17 protein-coding genes are annotated in these 17,163 nt (G+C 53.2%); 14 read left to right on the top strand and 3 right to left on the bottom strand.

The annotated features are described in order from the left end of the window. Positions 1 to 99 precede the first annotated feature (99 nt). The 3 genes from malM (at position 100) to ubiA (ending at position 2,611) form a co-directional block, all read left to right on the top strand. Positions 100 to 1,047 (top strand): maltose operon protein MalM, encoded by a 948-nt coding sequence (malM, locus tag OGY83_RS22175; protein ID WP_286636931.1) that lies wholly within the window; start codon positions 100 to 102, stop codon positions 1,045 to 1,047. Positions 1,048 to 1,227: 180 nt separating this feature from the next. Continuing rightward, positions 1,228 to 1,725: a chorismate lyase gene (ubiC, locus tag OGY83_RS22180; protein ID WP_003826587.1), complete on the top strand. Its 498-nt coding sequence runs from the start codon at positions 1,228 to 1,230 to the stop codon at positions 1,723 to 1,725. 13 nt (positions 1,726 to 1,738) lie between these two features. After that, positions 1,739 to 2,611 carry a 4-hydroxybenzoate octaprenyltransferase gene (gene ubiA, locus OGY83_RS22185; RefSeq protein ID WP_003826589.1) on the top strand — a complete coding sequence of 291 codons (873 nt, stop codon included), beginning with the start codon at positions 1,739 to 1,741 and terminating at the stop codon, positions 2,609 to 2,611. Between the two features lie 55 nt (positions 2,612 to 2,666). On the opposite strand, the gene plsB is transcribed toward ubiA, so the two are convergent. Continuing rightward, positions 2,667 to 5,087: a glycerol-3-phosphate 1-O-acyltransferase PlsB gene (gene plsB / locus OGY83_RS22190; protein ID WP_191227907.1), complete on the bottom strand. Its 2,421-nt coding sequence runs from the start codon at positions 5,085 to 5,087 to the stop codon at positions 2,667 to 2,669. 170 nt (positions 5,088 to 5,257) lie between these two features. Between plsB and OGY83_RS22195 the strand changes: the two genes are divergently transcribed. The 4 genes from OGY83_RS22195 to OGY83_RS22210 all read left to right on the top strand — a co-directional run bounded on the left by OGY83_RS22195 (position 5,258) and on the right by OGY83_RS22210 (position 8,141). Next, positions 5,258 to 5,626 carry a diacylglycerol kinase gene (locus tag OGY83_RS22195; protein WP_003826594.1) on the top strand — a complete coding sequence of 123 codons (369 nt, stop codon included), beginning with the start codon at positions 5,258 to 5,260 and terminating at the stop codon, positions 5,624 to 5,626. A gap of 109 nt (positions 5,627 to 5,735) precedes the next feature. Then, positions 5,736 to 6,344: a transcriptional repressor LexA gene (gene lexA, locus OGY83_RS22200; protein ID WP_003826596.1), complete on the top strand. Its 609-nt coding sequence runs from the start codon at positions 5,736 to 5,738 to the stop codon at positions 6,342 to 6,344. A 131-nt stretch (positions 6,345 to 6,475) separates the two neighbouring features. Then, the gene (gene dinF, locus OGY83_RS22205) at positions 6,476 to 7,795 is read left to right on the top strand and encodes an MATE family efflux transporter DinF (protein ID WP_079938963.1); all 1,320 of its coding nucleotides are present in this window, start codon (positions 6,476 to 6,478) and stop codon (positions 7,793 to 7,795) included. 136 nt (positions 7,796 to 7,931) lie between these two features. Further along, on the top strand, positions 7,932 to 8,141 hold the full coding sequence (locus OGY83_RS22210) for a CsbD family protein (RefSeq protein WP_003031706.1): 210 nt from the start codon (positions 7,932 to 7,934) through the stop codon (positions 8,139 to 8,141). Between the two features lie 48 nt (positions 8,142 to 8,189). Here OGY83_RS22210 and zur read toward each other — a convergent pair whose 3' ends face one another. After that, positions 8,190 to 8,708: a zinc uptake transcriptional repressor Zur gene (gene zur, locus OGY83_RS22215; protein WP_003031709.1), complete on the bottom strand. Its 519-nt coding sequence runs from the start codon at positions 8,706 to 8,708 to the stop codon at positions 8,190 to 8,192. A 115-nt stretch (positions 8,709 to 8,823) separates the two neighbouring features. Between zur and OGY83_RS22220 the strand changes: the two genes are divergently transcribed. The 3 genes from OGY83_RS22220 to pspG all read left to right on the top strand — a co-directional run bounded on the left by OGY83_RS22220 (position 8,824) and on the right by pspG (position 10,794). Further along, entirely contained in the window at positions 8,824 to 9,312 is a 489-nt protein-coding gene (locus OGY83_RS22220; protein WP_003031710.1) for a cupin domain-containing protein, read from the top strand. A 107-nt stretch (positions 9,313 to 9,419) separates the two neighbouring features. Then, on the top strand, positions 9,420 to 10,418 hold the full coding sequence (gene dusA / locus OGY83_RS22225; protein ID WP_286636932.1) for a tRNA dihydrouridine(20/20a) synthase DusA: 999 nt from the start codon (positions 9,420 to 9,422) through the stop codon (positions 10,416 to 10,418). A 133-nt stretch (positions 10,419 to 10,551) separates the two neighbouring features. Then, entirely contained in the window at positions 10,552 to 10,794 is a 243-nt protein-coding gene (gene pspG / locus OGY83_RS22230; protein WP_003031713.1) for an envelope stress response protein PspG, read from the top strand. 371 nt (positions 10,795 to 11,165) lie between these two features. Here pspG and OGY83_RS22235 read toward each other — a convergent pair whose 3' ends face one another. Then, positions 11,166 to 12,149, bottom strand: a complete 984-nt coding sequence (locus tag OGY83_RS22235) for a quinone oxidoreductase (RefSeq protein WP_286636933.1) — start codon at positions 12,147 to 12,149, stop codon at positions 11,166 to 11,168. A gap of 64 nt (positions 12,150 to 12,213) precedes the next feature. On the opposite strand from OGY83_RS22235, the gene dnaB reads away from it, so the two are divergent. The 4 genes from dnaB to aphA all read left to right on the top strand — a co-directional run bounded on the left by dnaB (position 12,214) and on the right by aphA (position 17,073). Then, entirely contained in the window at positions 12,214 to 13,629 is a 1,416-nt protein-coding gene (gene dnaB / locus OGY83_RS22240) for a replicative DNA helicase (protein WP_003826610.1), read from the top strand. 144 nt (positions 13,630 to 13,773) lie between these two features. Further along, complete coding sequence (gene alr, locus OGY83_RS22245) at positions 13,774 to 14,853, top strand: alanine racemase (RefSeq protein WP_003826612.1); 1,080 nt, start codon at positions 13,774 to 13,776, stop codon at positions 14,851 to 14,853. 128 nt (positions 14,854 to 14,981) lie between these two features. Continuing rightward, positions 14,982 to 16,175: an aromatic amino acid transaminase gene (tyrB, locus tag OGY83_RS22250; RefSeq protein WP_191234328.1), complete on the top strand. Its 1,194-nt coding sequence runs from the start codon at positions 14,982 to 14,984 to the stop codon at positions 16,173 to 16,175. 184 nt (positions 16,176 to 16,359) lie between these two features. Continuing rightward, positions 16,360 to 17,073: an acid phosphatase AphA gene (gene aphA, locus OGY83_RS22255; protein ID WP_079938967.1), complete on the top strand. Its 714-nt coding sequence runs from the start codon at positions 16,360 to 16,362 to the stop codon at positions 17,071 to 17,073. Positions 17,074 to 17,163 lie beyond the last annotated feature (90 nt).

A 17,163-nucleotide genomic window follows, 5' to 3' on the forward strand; every position in this document is an offset into this window, starting at 1 on the left:
GACGTAAAGACCGAAAGAGGGGCGCAAGCCCCTCTTGATTACGGTTTAGCGCGCTATTGCCTGGCCACCGCTGAACCCATGCTATCTGAGGTGATAACAATGAAAATGAAGAAAAGTCTCGTTGCCCTTTGTTTATCTGCAGGGTTATTTGCCAGCGCGCCTGGCATCAGCCTGGCCGATGTAAATATTGTTCCGCAGAACACCACCGCGGCCCCGGCTATTCCCACTGCGGCGCTGCAACAGTTAACCTGGACGCCGGTTGATCAATCCAAAACCCAATCGACACAGCTTGCGACAGCGGGCCAGCGTCTGGATGTCGCTGGTATTTCCGGCCCTGTAGCGGCCTATAGCGTACCGGCGAATATCGGCGAGCTGACCCTGACGCTGTCCAGTGAAGTTAACAAACAAACCAGCGTATTTGCGCCAAACGTCTTAATTCTCGATCAGAATATGACGCCATCTGCATTCTTTCCCAGTAGTTACTTTACCTATCAGGCTCCGGGTGTGATGAGTGCCGATCGTCTGGAAGGGGTCATGCGTTTAACACCAGCGCTGGGCCAGCAAAAACTCTATGTTCTGGTCTTTACCACTGATAACGATCTCCAGCAAACCACTACCCTGCTTGACCCAGCAAAAGCCTACGCCAAGGGTGTAGGTAACGCTGTTCCGGATATTCCAGACCCGATTGCCCGTCATACTACCGATGGTCTGGTGAAGCTACAGGTGAAAACAAACAGCACCTCCAGCGTTCTTGTCGGGCCGCTGTTTGGTTCCTCCGGCCCTGGTCCTGTCACGGTTGGCAATACCGCAGCGCCTGCAGTGGCTTATGCGGCTCCGGCAGCAGCAGTCGCTGCTCCTGCACCGCAGCCAGTGAAGAAAAGTGAACCGATGCTGAACGACACCGAGAGCTATTTTAATCAGGCGATTAAGGATGCCGTGGCGAAAGGCGATGTTGATAAAGCGCTGAAGCTGCTTGATGAAGCGGAACGTCTGGGATCCAAATCTGCCCGATCCACCTTTATCAGCAGTGTAAAAGGCAAGGGGTAAACATCTCCCCACATTGTTGATTTTGCAACAACTGGTGCGTCTCCTGGCGCACCTTTTTTTATCCTTCGGTGCTAATTGTTACACTTATGTTGCCCTACCGATCACTTAATCGTGTTTGCTCACCCCGTAATGCCTTTTCTGCGATACAATGCCTTCAGGTTATAAATCGGAGAGTAAGGCATGCCACACCCTGCGTTAACGCAACTGCGTGCGCTGCGTTATTTTGATGCGATCCCGGCGCTGGACGCCCAACTGCTCGACTGGTTGTTACTGGAAGATTCCATGACCAAACGTTTTGAGCAGCAGGGGAAAAAGGTCACCGTAACGTTGATTCGCGAAGAATTCGTTGGGCAAAATGAGGTGGCTGAAGAACTGACGCTGCTGCCTAAAGAGTCTCGCTATTGGTTACGTGAAATCCTGTTATGTGCGGATGGTGAACCCTGGCTTGCCGGACGGACCGTGGTGCCTGAATCAACCTTGTGCGGCCCTGAATTGGCCTTACAAAACCTGGGGAAAACCCCGCTCGGACGCTACCTGTTTACGTCATCGACATTGACCCGAGATTTTATTGAGATTGGCCGCGATGCAGCGCTGTGGGGGCGTCGTTCCCGCCTGCGGCTGAGCGGTAAGCCGCTGATGCTTACCGAGCTTTTTTTGCCTGCATCGCCGTTGTACTGAGAGGAAGATAAAGATGGAGTGGAGTCTGACGCAGAATAAGCTGCTGGCGTTTCACCGCTTGATGCGTACGGATAAGCCAATCGGCGCCTTACTGCTGCTCTGGCCTACGCTGTGGGCACTGTGGGTGGCGACCCCAGGCATGCCGCAACTGTGGATCCTGGCGGTTTTTGTTGCCGGCGTATGGTTAATGCGCGCCGCCGGATGCGTGGTGAATGATTATGCCGACAGGAAATTTGACGGGCACGTCAAACGCACCGCGAATCGACCGCTGCCGAGCGGGGCTGTCACAGAGAAAGAAGCCCGAACACTGTTTGTTGTATTGGTGCTGCTGGCCTTCCTGCTGGTTTTGACCCTTAACACGATGACCATTTTGTTATCCGTTGCGGCATTAGCATTGGCGTGGGTTTACCCGTTTATGAAGCGCTATACGCATCTGCCGCAGGTGGTGCTGGGGGCGGCGTTTGGCTGGTCGATCCCGATGGCGTTCGCCGCCGTGAGTGAATCCGTACCGCTGAGCTGCTGGCTAATGTTCCTTGCGAATATTCTCTGGGCGGTGGCTTATGATACGCAGTACGCCATGGTTGACCGGGATGATGACCTGAAGATCGGCATTAAATCGACCGCGATCCTGTTTGGTCAGAACGACAAGCTGATTATTGGTATTTTGCAGGTAGGCGTGCTGGTACTGATGGCGCTGGTGGGCTGGCTAAACGGGTTGGGGCTGGGCTATTACTGGTCTCTGCTGGTGGCGGGCGCGCTGTTTGTCTATCAGCAGAAACTGATCGTCAATCGTGAACGTGATGCCTGCTTTAAAGCGTTTATGAACAATAACTACGTCGGTCTGGTGCTGTTCTTAGGCCTGGCAATGAGCTACTGGCATTTTTGATTTTGGCTTAGCCAGCGAAATAAAAAACCGGTCATTGCGACCGGTTTTTTTATGCTTACTCGCCCTGAGTGGCGCTCTCGATGGTCAGACGCACATCTGACGTGACCAGTTCGGCCAGCATCTGATAGATCTTCATCGTCTCTTCCGGTTCGGCATCTCCGGTATCGCTGATGAATCCCTCGTCACGAAGCGTCAGCACCAGAGAGCTGAACACGGCTTTATCGAAGAATTCCGGCGCGTTAATGCCGTGCAGCACGGAGAGGCGTTGCGCCACGGTGCGGCTCTCTTTCTCCAGCGTGCCACGGTTGATGGACGGGTTCGCACTCAGCAGCCAGAAGGTAATGGCGTAGCGCTGCAACGTCTCGCGAGCACCTGCCGCCAGCAGCTGTAGCGTGCGGGAGCGGGCTGGATTGATATGCAGTTCGTCATCGGTCAGGGTGATGAGTCCCTGGCGCTGCATTTCGCTCGCCAGTTCGTCAATCACTCCAGCAAGCTCATCACGCTCCCAACGTAAGAACAGCTCCGCTTTTAACATTGGGTACAGCGCGTCGATATGCTGTTGCAACGCGGCGCGTGAAATACGACGATGCTGAGTCACGATGGCTGCCATCAACGAAGGCAGAACCAGCATATGCGCGATGTTGTTGCGGTAGTAGGTCATCAATACCGCCTGCTCGCGCGGCAGAATAATGATGTCACCGATGGTGTCTTTCTCGACCTCAAACTTGTTCATCTGCAAGGCGTGGTCGATCAGTTCACTGGCACTCTGCGCAGGAACAGTAGCATCCGCCGCGTACGGCACGTTGCGCAGCAAGCTCAGGTAGCAGTCAAGCTGCTCGGTCAGCTGTTCACGGGTCAGAGAGCGCTGGCGGGAAGCCAGTAACGCAGTACAGCACAGGTTCATGGCGTTGGCCGCGCCTGCGTTGTTAATGCGCACCATCAAATCGGCGGCAATGTTATTCACTGTCGGCGTCAGCCAGGCCGGGCGGATAGACTCGATAGGATCAATCGATTCACGCCACTCCGGCACATGCTGGTTGAGGTAAGTCATCAATGGCATTGGTTCACCAAAGTTGACGTAGCCCTGACCCAGGTTACGCAGCTTGCTTAAGCCACGCAGCATTTGCGGCAGGCTCTCTTTTTCTTTCGTCGCGCCACGCAGCTCTTTGGCGTAGGTTCCCACTTCCATTACGTGCTCATAGCCGATATAGATCGGTACGAGGGTAATCGGACGCGTACCGCCGCGCAGCATCGCCTGAATAGTCATCGACAGCGTGCCGGTTTTCGGGTCGAGCAGACGACCGGTACGTGAACGGCCCCCTTCAACAAAGTACTCAACCGAGTAACCGCGGCTGAACAGCTCGCCAAGGTATTCGCGGAATACGGTGGAATAGAGCTTGTTGCCCTTGAAAGTACGACGGATAAAGAACGCGCCCAGACGGCGGAAAATCGGACCCGCTGGCCAGAAGTTCAGGTTGATACCGGCTGCGATGTGCGGCGGCACCAGACCCTGGTGGTACAGAACGTACGACAGCAGCATATAGTCCATATGGCTGCGGTGGCACGGAACGTACACGATTTCATGCCCATCGTGCGCCAACTGGCGTACACGTTCAGCATTGTGAACGTTAATCCCCTGATATAGACGGTTCCAGGTAAAGCCCAGAATACGGTCCGTCAGACGGATCATTTCGTAGGAGAAGTTGGCGGCAATCTCTTCCATCAGCGCAATGGCATTTTGCTGCGCTTTTTCGTGGGAGATTTTTTTACTGCGCGCTTCATCTTCTACCGCTCGCGCGATCGCTTTTGAAGCTAACAGCTTATTAAACAGATCCTGGCGAGCAGGAAGGCGCGGGCCGACTGCGGCCAGACGCTGGCGAGCAAAGTGCATACGTGCCACGCGCGCCAGCTTCTGAGCGATGATCTTATCCGTACCGTGTTCATCCGCCATACGACGCAGAGAAACTGACGGGGAGAAACGGACAAAACTGTCGCGGCCCAGCCAGGACACCGCAAAGAATTTTTGAACGCCGTTCAGCATACGCAGCGGCGGATTAGCCTCGCCTTTTTCACGCCCTGGCGCACGGCCAAACATCACCGAAACCGGCACCATCTGCACATCCAGATCCGGATTGCTGCGATGCAAGTCGAGGTAGTTATGAAACAGCTTGATGGACTCTTCTTTCGGCGTGTAATAGGTGAACACGCGCGGGCCGCCGTGAATAAACACGTAGCGCGGCAACAGAGTTCCGTCTATCTCCAGCGGTTCCAGGGGATCGGGGAGATCGTGCACCAGACATTGGGCACGCAGCGTCAGCAAGTCTGCTTTCGAATTGTACGGTAGGACGTACATAATGGGACGCGAAGTATCGAGCCCCAATTCCGGAGCAGGTTCTGCGGGAATAGACTTGCTTTTTACCAGGACGCTTAATGGTAAATTCAGTAATTTGTAGTAAATTCGTGGCCAGCCGGACATAAACGATGTAAAGCCTCTGGTTAATAATGCAAATGCGCTGCAAGGATATCAGAAAGTTTAGTGAATTTCTGTGGTATCCGGTCATACTTCGCGCTGCTTTTCCACACCCTGAACAAACGGGGTAACGTTACAATGACATTGACGCTAATAATGTAAAAAGGTTCTTTTTGATGGCTAATAATACCACTGGATTCACCCGAATTATCAAAGCAGCAGGTTATTCCTGGAAAGGTTTTCGCGCCGCATGGATTAATGAGGCGGCATTCCGTCAGGAAAGCGTTGCCGTCCTGCTGGGCGTCGCCATCGCCTGCTGGCTGGATGTTGATGCAATTACCCGCGTGTTGTTGATTGGTTCCGTGATGCTGGTGATGATTGTAGAAATCCTCAACAGTGCGATTGAAGCGGTAGTTGATCGTATTGGTTCTGAGTACCACGAACTTTCCGGTCGGGCGAAGGACATGGGGTCGGCTGCGGTATTGCTGTCTATTTTTGTCGCGCTGATCACCTGGGGCATCCTGTTGTGGTCGCATTTGCGATAAGGGTTCCACAACTGCATAAATCTCCTGTTTTTTGTGCAGTTTGCGGTTCCAAAATCGCCTTTAGCTGTATATACTCACAGCATAACTGTATATACACCCAGGGGGCGGAATGAAAGCGTTAACGGCCAGGCAACAAGAGGTGTTTGATCTCATTAGAGATCACATCAGCCAGACAGGTATGCCACCGACGCGTGCGGAGATCGCGCAGCGTTTGGGGTTCCGTTCCCCAAACGCAGCTGAAGAACATCTGAAAGCGCTGGCGCGTAAAGGTGTACTGGAAATTGTATCCGGCGCATCGCGCGGTATTCGACTGCTGCAGGAAGAAGAAGAAGGATTACCGCTTGTCGGTCGCGTTGCGGCAGGTGAGCCACTTCTGGCGCAGCAGCACATCGAAGGCCATTATCAGGTCGACCCTTCACTGTTTAAACCGAACGCCGATTTTCTGCTGCGCGTTAGCGGTATGTCGATGAAAGATATCGGGATTATGGACGGCGATTTACTCGCTGTGCATAAAACTCAGGACGTGCGTAACGGCCAGGTTGTTGTTGCCCGTATTGATGACGAAGTCACGGTTAAGCGTCTGAAAAAGCAGGGCAACAAGGTTGAACTCTTGCCAGAAAACAGCGAATTCAAACCCATCGTTGTCGACCTGCGCGAACAAAACTTCACTATTGAAGGGCTGGCAGTAGGCGTCATCCGTAACGGTGAATGGCTGTAATTTTCTGTTGAATCCCTGTAGGCCGGATAAGACGATGACGTCGCCATCCGGCAACGTGCCCGGTAGCACTGTGCTTGCCGGGCCTGCATCACATTGTCCAGTACGTCTAACTTCTTCTCAGGCCCTCCTGTATGCCTTTCTTTACCTCTTCTGATAAAGCACTCTGGCACCTCGCCTTACCCATGATCTTCTCCAATATCACCGTTCCCCTGCTGGGACTGGTGGATACCGCGGTGATTGGTCATCTGGATAGTCCGGTCTATCTTGGCGGTGTTGCGGTTGGTGCCACGGCAACCAGTTTTCTTTTTATGCTGCTGCTTTTTTTGCGCATGAGCACTACCGGTCTGACCGCCCAGGCATTTGGTGCGAAAAATCCGCAGGCGCTGGCGCGCGCGCTGGTGCAGCCGCTAATGCTGGCGCTGGGAGCAGGGTTGCTTATCGCACTGTTTCGTACGCCAATTATCGATCTGGCTCTGCACATTGTTGGCGGAAGTGAAGCGGTACTGGAGCAGGCCCGAAGGTTCCTGGAAATTCGCTGGTTAAGCGCACCCGCCTCGCTGGCGAATCTGGTTCTGCTCGGCTGGCTGCTTGGCGTTCAGTATGCGCGTGCGCCAGTTATCCTGTTGATTGTCGGTAATATTCTCAACATTGTGCTCGATTTATGGCTGGTGATGGGCCTGCATATGAACGTGCAAGGCGCGGCACTGGCAACGGTGATTGCTGAATATGCCACCTTGCTGATCGGCCTGATGATGGTGCGCAAAGTCCTGCATATGCGCGGAATTTCGCTGGCAATGCTGAAGCAGGCGTGGCGTGGCAACTTCCGCCGTTTATTGGCGCTTAACCGTGACATCATGCTGCGCTCGCTGCTGCTGCAGCTCTGTTTTGGCGCTATCACGGTGCTGGGTGCGCGTCTGGGGGGCGATATAATTGCGGTTAATGCCGTTCTGATGACCCTGCTAACCTTTACCGCCTACGCGCTGGATGGATTTGCCTATGCCGTGGAAGCGCATTCGGGCCAGGCCTATGGGGCGCGAGATGGTAGCCAGTTACTGGACGTCTGGCGGGCAGCCTGTCGGCAGTCCGGTATTGTGGCGATTTTGTTTTCGCTGGTTTATGCCCTGTTTGGCGAGCACATTGTTGCGCTGCTGACCTCGTTGCCGCAGATCCAACTGCTGGCCGATCGTTATCTTTTTTGGCAGGTGGTGTTACCGCTGGTGGGTGTCTGGTGTTATCTGCTCGACGGAATGTTTATTGGCGCGACGCGCGCGGCAGAAATGCGCAACAGTATGGCCGTTGCCGCCACAGGATTCGCATTAACGCTGCTGACTCTGCCGTGGCTGGGAAATCATGGCTTGTGGTTGGCGTTAACCGTTTTCCTGGCGTTGCGCGGGCTTTCACTGGCCTTTATCTGGCGGCGTCACTGGCGTAATGGAACCTGGTTTGCCTGAGCGGGATGGTTAAAAATTCCGAATAGTAAATAAAACCCAGAATCCCTGACTACACTTATTCTCACGTCCAGCAAAAACAGCATGTGTCTGGACATGGCACTCTCGCTATTCACAACCTAACGATGAGGACTTGATGATGAATAAAGACGAAGTCGGCGGCAACTGGAAGCAGTTTAAAGGTAAAGTGAAAGAGCAATGGGGCAAACTGACCGATGATGATATGACGGTCATCGAAGGTAAACGTGACCAACTGGTCGGTAAAGTCCAGGAGCGTTACGGTTACGCGAAAGATCAGGCGGAGAAAGAAGTTAACGATTGGGAAAAACGTAATGATTACCGCTGGTAATTAATCCCTCCCTCCTGAGAGTACAAGGATGTACGCTCTCCCGCTTAGCTATCGCCCAACTTTCTTCTTCACCTGAATCGTATGGTCATGCTGGCACTCGCCAGGATGGCGACATGACTCAACTTCCACACAGGCCGGACACAGCCCGTGGGCTTCAATAACGTTATGCCGCAGTGCAAAGCCCATTTTTGCCGCCAGTGTATGCATGATGTCTTCCACGCCTTCCGCACACTCTTCTTTTACCACGCCACAGCGGTCGCAAATGAACATCGCTGAGCTGTGGGTTGGCTGATCGAACAGATGACAAAGCACATAGCTGTTGGTGGATTCCACCTTGTGCACGAAACCTTGTTCCAGCAGAAAATCGAGCGCACGATATACGGTAGGTGGCTTAGCCTGCGGCTCAGTTTCCCGCAACAGGTCGAGCAGGTCATAGGCGCTGATCGCACCTTCCTGCAGGCTCATCAGGCGCAGAACTTCGAGGCGTTGTGGCGTAAGCCGCACGTTGCGTTGCGCACAGAGTTTTTCAGCTTGAGCCAATAACTCTTGCGTAGTGGTTTTGTCCATTTGGCGCCTCGATTTGCATGGAAGGTTAATCCCTTACTTTAACATGTTCTGCTTAAAACACCGAGATCCACCGCGGTGTGCTATACCTGACGCATCGCAATACTGGAAAATAACCATGAAAAGACCCGATTGTATTCGCCACTGGCGTGAGGTTGAGGGGGCTGATGACTCCACTTATCCTGACAGCGATGAGCTATTTGCTATTGGCGCGCCGCTTGCCCGCAAGTTGGGGTTAGGACGACTCGGCATTCATCATGAACGCCTGCCACCGGGTCGGCGCACGTCGTACCCACACGCTGAAAGCGATGAGGAAGAGTTTATTTACGTGCTGGAAGGTTATCCTGAGGCCTGGATTAACGGGTATTTATGGAAGCTGGAACCGGGAGACAGCGTCGGTTTCCCGGCAGGTACAGGCGTGTGCCATACCTTTATCAATAACACCAGTGAAGAGGTGCGCCTGTTAGTGGTGGGTGAGGCGAACAAAAAATACAATCGCATTTATTATCCGCTTAACCCGGTCTATGCCGCTACACGCGAGGATCGCTGGGTCGACCATCCGCCGCAGTTTTTTGGGTCTCACGACGGAAAACCGGGGCGTAAATAGCGTTTGTTGAGGGGCTGGGGGAGTGAGCCGCGAGGATGTGGCTCACTATCGTTACGGTCTATGCTATAGTAGCGCCCCTTTTTTAACCGGATGCTTGAATATTCGCCATGCTGCCTGAATCTCAGTCTACCGCTTTTCCCGCTCATCGTTTTTCTATCGCGCCGATGCTCGACTGGACGGACAGACACTGCCGCTACTTTTTGCGCTTACTGTCCAGCCAGACGCTGCTCTATACGGAGATGGTAACCACTGGCGCAATCATTCATGGTAAAGGCGATTATCTGGCATATAGCGAAGAAGAGCATCCGGTCGCATTACAACTGGGCGGGAGCGATCCTGCGGCGCTGGCGCAGTGTGCTAAGCTCGCTGAACAGCGGGGCTATGACGAAATCAATCTCAACGTGGGTTGTCCTTCCGACCGCGTGCAGAATGGCATGTTTGGCGCCTGCCTGATGGGGAATGCGCAACTGGTCGCCGATTGCGTCAAAGCGATGCGCGACGTGGTGTCGATTCCGGTTACGGTGAAAACCCGTATCGGCATTGATGACCAGGATAGTTACGAATTCCTCTGCGATTTCATCAACACGGTATCTGGCAAAGGCGAATGTGAGATGTTTATCATTCACGCTCGCAAGGCCTGGCTGTCCGGGTTAAGCCCGAAAGAAAACCGCGAAATTCCACCGCTGGATTATGACCGTGTTTATCAGCTAAAGCGTGATTTCCCGCATCTGACGATGTCGATCAACGGCGGCATTAAATCGTTGGAAGAAGCGAAAATTCATCTGCAACATATGGATGGCGTGATGGTGGGGCGTGAAGCTTATCAAAACCCGGGCATTCTGGCGTCCGTTGACCGCGAGATTTTTGCAGTTACCACCGAAGATACCGATCCGGTCGCCGTGGTGCGTGCCATGTACCCGTATATTGAACGTGAACTGAGTAAGGGAACCTATTTGGGACATGTGACACGCCATATGTTGGGGCTGTTTCAGGGGATCCCTGGGGCCCGTCAGTGGCGCCGCTATCTGAGCGAGAATGCACATAAAGCCGGGGCTGATATTAACGTTCTGGAGCACGCGCTGAAGCTGGTGGCAGACAAGCGTTAAGTTTTCACCAAAAGTTAGTTAATTTCACCACGCCCTGCGCTTTGTCGCGGGGTGTTTTCTTTATAAATCAACGCATTATTTTTGGCATGTTTCTTGTAAAGCAATGGAGAGAATTTCATTTCGGGAGAGAGCCATGCTGGAACTACTTTTTGTGATTGGATTTTTTATCATGCTGATGGTCACCGGCGTTTCTTTGCTGGGCGTTCTGGCCGCATTGGTCGTAGCCACCGCAGTGATGTTTCTGGGCGGACTATTTGCCTTGATGATTAAACTGTTGCCATGGCTGCTACTGGCTGTTGCTGTGGTGTGGGTTATCAAGGCGATAAAAGCGCCAAAAGTCCCACAGTATCAGCGCAATAACCGCCGGTTTTACTAAGGTATTGAGCGGTACGTCACAACCTGCAACATTGCCTTTAGAACCAAATAGGAATTGATTATCAAATCTGTCACTATTGCCAGGTTAACGAATTCATCGAGCTGTACCCTACATACAGCCGAACTAAAAAAAGAAAGGGCTTCCTACGGGAAGCCCTAATTCTTTCTTTCCCCGTCATAATTCAAACTCCAGGTGTGTTGGCTGCTATCATTCACCCCAGTCACTTACTCCAGTAAGCTCCTGGGGATTCATTCCATTGCCGCGTTACTCGGCTTACAGCCTCGCCCCTTCAGGGTCAGCGCAAGCGCTGCTCAAAAACGCCTAATCGTTTTTGTCCCGGAGCTTGAATTATTTAGGGGAAAATGATGGCGTTACGGAATCAGCAAACTCGATCCCTGCGTGGCCCTGCTTTCCAGTACTTCATGAGCACGCTGTGCATCGTGCAGTGCGAACGTCTGACCAGGCGCGACATCCACTTTGATCACTCCACTGGCAATTAGCGAGAAAAGCTCATTGCTGGCTTCGGTTAATTCGCGGTGATTGGTGACATACCCCTGGAGTGAAGGACGGGTCACGTATAGCGAACCTTTCTGGTTCAGAATACCTAAGTTCACGCCAGTAACCGGCCCTGAAGCATTACCAAAGCTGACCATTAGTCCCCGGCGCTGTAAACAATCCAGCGAGGCTTCCCAGGTATCTTTCCCCACCGAGTCATACACCACCCGCACTTTTTTACCGCCGGTTATCTCTTTCACTCGCTCAACAATGCTCTCTTCACGATAGTTAATGACCTGCCATGCGCCAGCCTGCAGCGCAATTTGCGCTTTTTGCGCATTGCCGACGGTACCTATCAGCTTCGCACCCAATGCTTTTGCCCACTGGCAGGCAATCATGCCGACGCCGCCCGCAGCCGCATGGAACAAAAACGGCTCATCAGGCTGAATTTCATAGGTTTTACGTAACAGATAAAAAACGGTTAGCCCTTTAAGAAACGAGGCGGCAGCTTGTTCAAACGAGATAGCGTTAGGCAGGATGGCGGCTTTATCGGCCGGAACGTTATGCACTGAGCTGTACGCACCAAGGGCTGACTGGGCGTACACCACGCGATCGCCGGCTTTAATGTGCGTCACTTTGCTGCCGACTTTGCTGACCACGCCTGCGGCTTCGGTACCCAGACCGCTGGGCAGAGATGGTGGCGGGTAAAGACCACTGCGGATGTAGGTGTCGATATAGTTGATCCCAATCGCTTTGTTCTCGACCTGGATTTCGTTTTCCGCCGGGTCTACGGGCGTAAACTCCACAGCCTTGAGTACATCAGGGCCACCATGCTTGTGAAATTCAATACGTGTTGCCATGCTTCCTCCAAAAGAAATGTGGTAATCTTTCGACCCAATCATTATCTCGGTAACTCCATTCACTATGGCAGGAAATAAACCCTTCAACAAACAACAGACTGATGCTCGTGAGCGCGATCCCCAGGTCGCCGGGCTGAAAGTACCGCCGCACTCGATTGAAGCGGAACAGTCGGTGTTGGGCGGTTTAATGCTGGATAACGAACGCTGGGACGATGTCGCCGAGCGTGTGGTGGCGGAAGATTTTTATACCCGACCGCATCGGCATATCTTCACGGAAATGCATCGTCTACAGGAGATGGGAAAACCCATCGATCTGATCACGCTCGCAGAGTCGCTGGAGGTTCAGGGACAACTGGACAGCGTCGGCGGTTTTGCTTACCTGGCTGAGTTATCCAAAAATACGCCAAGTGCGGCGAACATTAGCGCTTATGCGGATATCGTCCGCGAACGTGCCGTTGTTCGTGACATGATTTCAGTTGCGAACGAAATCGCGGAAGCCGGTTTTGATCCGCAAGGACGCTCCAGTGAAGATCTGTTGGACCTTGCGGAATCCCGCGTCTTTAAAATCGCGGAAAGCCGCGCTAATAAAGACGAAGGCCCGAAAAATATCACCGATGTGCTCGACGCAACCGTCGCGCGTATTGAGCAGCTGTTCCAGCAGCCGCACGACGGCGTCACCGGGGTAAACACCGGTTATGACGACCTCAATAAAAAGACGGCTGGTCTGCAGCCGTCAGACTTAATTATCGTCGCGGCGCGTCCGTCGATGGGTAAAACGACATTTGCAATGAACCTCGTCGAAAATGCGGCGATGTTGCAGGATAAGCCGGTTCTTATCTTTAGTCTTGAAATGCCCTCGGAACAGATCATGATGCGTTCCCTGGCCTCGCTCTCACGTGTAGACCAAACTAAAATCCGTACCGGTCAACTGGATGATGAGGACTGGGCGCGAATTTCCGGAACAATGGGTATTTTGCTGGAGAAACGAAACATCTATATTGATGACTCCTCCGGCCTGACGCCAACGGAAGTGCGCTCGCGTGCCCGTCGTATCGCCCGTGAACATGGCGGTATCGGACTTATCATGATCGACTACCTGCAGCTGATGCGCGTGCCGTCGCTCTCCGACAACCGTACGCTGGAAATTGCAGAAATCTCCCGCTCGCTGAAAGCGTTAGCGAAAGAACTGCATGTGCCGGTGGTGGCGCTGTCGCAGCTTAACCGCTCTCTGGAACAACGTGCCGACAAGCGTCCGGTCAACTCGGATCTGCGTGAGTCTGGCTCCATTGAGCAGGATGCCGACTTAATCATGTTTATCTATCGTGATGAGGTTTATCACGAAAACAGCGACCTGAAAGGGATCGCAGAAATCATTATTGGTAAGCAACGTAACGGTCCGATCGGTACGGTGCGCCTGACGTTTAACGGTCAGTGGTCGCGCTTTGATAACTATGCGGGCCCACAATACGACGACGAATAAATCTCCGTCATCCTTCATGCTGCAGATGTGTTGACTACGCCCGTTCACCCCGGTCACTTGGTTTACTAAGCTCCCGGGATTCTCTGGCTTGTCGCCTTCCTGCAACACGAATGATTTAGAAGATTCTTTTATAAAGGAATACAAATGCAAGCGGCAACTGTAGTCATTAACCGCCGCGCTCTGCGACACAACCTGCAACGTCTGCGTGAACTGGCTCCAGCCAGTAAACTGGTTGCGGTCGTGAAAGCGAACGCCTACGGCCATGGTCTGTTAGAGACCGCGCGAACGCTCCCCGATGCGGACGCTTTTGGTGTCGCTCGTCTTGAAGAAGCCCTGCGCTTGCGAGCGGGAGGGATCACGCAGCCCATCCTGCTGCTGGAGGGATTTTTTGATGCCTCCGATCTGCCGACTATTTCCGCGCAGCGTCTGCATACTGCCGTCCACAACCAGGAACAGCTCGAAGCCCTGGAAGCAGCAAAACTGGCTGAACCCGTTACCGTCTGGATGAAGCTCGACACCGGTATGCACCGTCTGGGCGTACGCCCTGAGCAGGCTGAGGCGTTTTATCAGCGCTTAACGCAATGTGAAAACGTGCGCCAGCCGGTCAATATCGTCAGCCACTTTGCTCGCGCGGACGAGCCTGAGTGTGGCGCGACCGAAAAACAACTCGATATCTTCAACAGTTTTTGTGAAGGCAAACCGGGGCAGCGGTCGATTGCCGCGTCGGGTGGTATTTTGCTGTGGCCGCAGTCTCACTTCGACTGGGCGCGTCCGGGGCTGATTCTGTATGGCGTATCACCATTGGAAAATCACTCCATCGGCGCTGATTTTGGCTGCCAGCCGGTGATGTCGCTGACCTCAAGCCTGATTGCGGTGCGTGAGCACAAGGCGGGCGAGCCGGTTGGCTATGGTGGAACATGGCTGAGCGAGCGTGACACGCGTCTTGGCGTGGTAGCGATGGGCTATGGCGATGGTTATCCGCGCGCAGCGCCTTCGGGGACGCCAGTACTGGTCAATGGCCGTGAAGTGCCGATCGTCGGTCGCGTTGCGATGGATATGATCTGCGTCGATTTAGGGCCCGAAGCGCAGGATAAAGCCGGCGATTCGGTGATTCTGTGGGGCGAGGGCCTGCCCGTTGAACGCATTGCTGAAATGACGAAAGTAAGTGCTTACGAACTTATTACGCGCCTGACCTCAAGGGTGGCGATGAAGTATATCGATTAGCAGCATGATGTGCCGGACAGGTGGTTACGCCGCCTTCCGGCAATATTCCCCTCAACATCCTCTCGATCTTCTCCCACTTCCGGTTTATTGTGTTCTTAACCCCTGCCTGTAAACCCGGAGAACCACACGTGTTTCAAAAAGTTGACGCCTACGCCGGCGACCCGATTTTATCGCTCATGGAGCGCTTCAAAGAAGATTCACGTAGCGACAAAGTGAATCTCAGCATCGGCCTGTATTACAACGAAGACGGTATTATTCCTCAGCTTAAAGCGGTGGCGGAAGCGGAAGCTCGACTTAATGCCAAACCGCATGGTGCTTCGTTGTATCTGCCGATGGAAGGTCTGAACACGTATCGCCATACCATTGCGCCGCTGCTGTTTGGCGCAGAACATCCGGTTCTCCAGCAGCAGCGCGTCGCAACCATTCAGACGCTGGGCGGCTCCGGTGCGTTAAAGGTTGGTGCAGATTTCCTGAAACGTTATTTCCCTGATTCTGGCGTGTGGGTCAGCGATCCGACCTGGGAAAACCATATCGCGATTTTTGAAGGTGCTGGATTCGAAGTAAACACTTACCCGTGGTATGACAGCGCGACCAACGGTGTGCGTTTCAACGACCTGCTGGCAAAGCTGAATACCTTACCGGCGCGCAGCATCGTGCTTCTACATCCGTGCTGCCATAACCCGACAGGGGCGGATTTAACGCCAGCGCAGTGGGATAGCGTTATTGAAATCCTGAAAGCACGCGATCTGATTCCGTTCCTGGACATTGCTTACCAGGGCTTCGGCGGTGGAATGGAAGACGACGCCTACGCGATTCGCGCCATTGCCAGCGCTGGATTGCCCGCTCTGGTCAGCAACTCATTCTCGAAGATTTTTTCCTTATACGGTGAGCGTGTCGGCGGACTGTCAGTGGTATGTGAAGACGCTGATGCCGCCAGCCGTGTTCTGGGGCAGCTAAAAGCGACGGTGCGTCGTAACTACTCCAGCCCGCCAAACTTTGGTGCGCAGGTAGTTGCCGCGGTGCTGGGTGATGACGTGCTGAAAGCCAGCTGGCTGGCGGAAGTTGAAGAGATGCGTACTCGCATTCTGGCGATGCGTCAGGAGCTGGTTAACGTATTAAATGCGGAGATCCCAGGCCGTAACTTTGACTACCTGCTGCAACAGCGCGGTATGTTCAGCTATACCGGGCTTAGCGCAGCCCAGGTTGATCGTCTGCGTGATGAGTTCGGTGTATACCTGATCGCCAGCGGTCGCATGTGCGTGGCTGGGTTAAATCACGGTAACGTCCAGCGTGTGGCGAAGGCATTTGCCGCCGTCATGTAACCGACTTTGTAGGCCTGATAAGCATCGTGCTATCAGGCCTGTTTTCCAATGTGATCGTGCTCCTTTTCCAGGACAAAACCAGAGAAAATCCTTCCTTTCCCTCCCCCTAAGGGGTAAGGTCAGATAGTTTTTTGACCAGTTGTTAATAAAAAAATGATAACTAACTGACTACTTAGGGAAAAATATGCGCAAGTTTACGTTGGCACTGAGTGCCGTTTGTTTATTGTTCACGCTAAATCAGCCTGCTCAGGCACTCGTTTCTTCTCCCTCTCAGCTTAATCCAGGCACTAACGTTGCAAAGCTCGCTGAGCAGGCTCCCATTCACTGGGTCTCCGTGGCACAAATTGAAAATAGCCTGACCGGACGTCCGCCGATGTCCGTCGGGTTTGATATCGATGATACCGTCCTCTTTTCCAGCCCTGGCTTTTGGCGCGGTAAAAAAACGTATTCTCCAGACAGTGAGGATTACCTGAAGAATCCAGCCTTCTGGGAAAAAATGAACAATGGTTGGGATGAATTCAGCATTCCAAAAGAAGTTGCGCGCCAGCTAATTGATATGCACGTGCGTCGCGGTGACAGTATCTTTTTCGTGACCGGGCGTAGCCAGACGAAGACTGAAACGGTGTCGAAAACGTTGTCTGATAACTTTCACATCCCGGCTGGCAATATGAATCCGGTCATTTTTGCCGGCGACAAGCCGGGTCAGAACACCAAAACGCAGTGGTTACAGGATAAAAATATCCGCATGTTCTACGGTGACTCCGATAATGACATCACTGCCGCTCGCGACGTGGGTATTCGCGGTATTCGCATTTTGCGCGCCTCTAACTCCACTTATAAGCCGCTGCCACAGGCCGGTGCGTTTGGTGAAGAGGTGATCGTCAACTCGGAATATTGAGGACGCTGGCTACGGATTGCTGTTTTTTTAAACAAATTTACATTGCTGGCTTTTACCTTTTGCGGACTTGCTGCACACTGAATAAAAGAT

The sequence above is a fragment of the Citrobacter sp. Cpo090 genome (assembly GCF_030332665.1).
Classification (GTDB): Bacteria; Pseudomonadota; Gammaproteobacteria; order Enterobacterales; family Enterobacteriaceae; genus Citrobacter; species Citrobacter portucalensis.

Coding starts and splice junctions, on each gene's coding strand:
- malM (WP_286636931.1), top strand. CDS start 100: ATGAAAATGAAGAAAAGTCTCGTTGCCCTTTGTTTATCTGCAGGGTTA.
- ubiC (WP_003826587.1), top strand. CDS start 1,228: ATGCCACACCCTGCGTTAACGCAACTGCGTGCGCTGCGTTATTTTGAT.
- ubiA (WP_003826589.1), top strand. CDS start 1,739: ATGGAGTGGAGTCTGACGCAGAATAAGCTGCTGGCGTTTCACCGCTTG.
- plsB (WP_191227907.1), bottom strand. CDS start 5,087: ATGTCCGGCTGGCCACGAATTTACTACAAATTACTGAATTTACCATTA.
- OGY83_RS22195 (WP_003826594.1), top strand. CDS start 5,258: ATGGCTAATAATACCACTGGATTCACCCGAATTATCAAAGCAGCAGGT.
- lexA (WP_003826596.1), top strand. CDS start 5,736: ATGAAAGCGTTAACGGCCAGGCAACAAGAGGTGTTTGATCTCATTAGA.
- dinF (WP_079938963.1), top strand. CDS start 6,476: ATGCCTTTCTTTACCTCTTCTGATAAAGCACTCTGGCACCTCGCCTTA.
- OGY83_RS22210 (WP_003031706.1), top strand. CDS start 7,932: ATGAATAAAGACGAAGTCGGCGGCAACTGGAAGCAGTTTAAAGGTAAA.
- zur (WP_003031709.1), bottom strand. CDS start 8,708: ATGGACAAAACCACTACGCAAGAGTTATTGGCTCAAGCTGAAAAACTC.
- OGY83_RS22220 (WP_003031710.1), top strand. CDS start 8,824: ATGAAAAGACCCGATTGTATTCGCCACTGGCGTGAGGTTGAGGGGGCT.
- dusA (WP_286636932.1), top strand. CDS start 9,420: ATGCTGCCTGAATCTCAGTCTACCGCTTTTCCCGCTCATCGTTTTTCT.
- pspG (WP_003031713.1), top strand. CDS start 10,552: ATGCTGGAACTACTTTTTGTGATTGGATTTTTTATCATGCTGATGGTC.
- OGY83_RS22235 (WP_286636933.1), bottom strand. CDS start 12,149: ATGGCAACACGTATTGAATTTCACAAGCATGGTGGCCCTGATGTACTC.
- dnaB (WP_003826610.1), top strand. CDS start 12,214: ATGGCAGGAAATAAACCCTTCAACAAACAACAGACTGATGCTCGTGAG.
- alr (WP_003826612.1), top strand. CDS start 13,774: ATGCAAGCGGCAACTGTAGTCATTAACCGCCGCGCTCTGCGACACAAC.
- aphA (WP_079938967.1), top strand. CDS start 16,360: ATGCGCAAGTTTACGTTGGCACTGAGTGCCGTTTGTTTATTGTTCACG.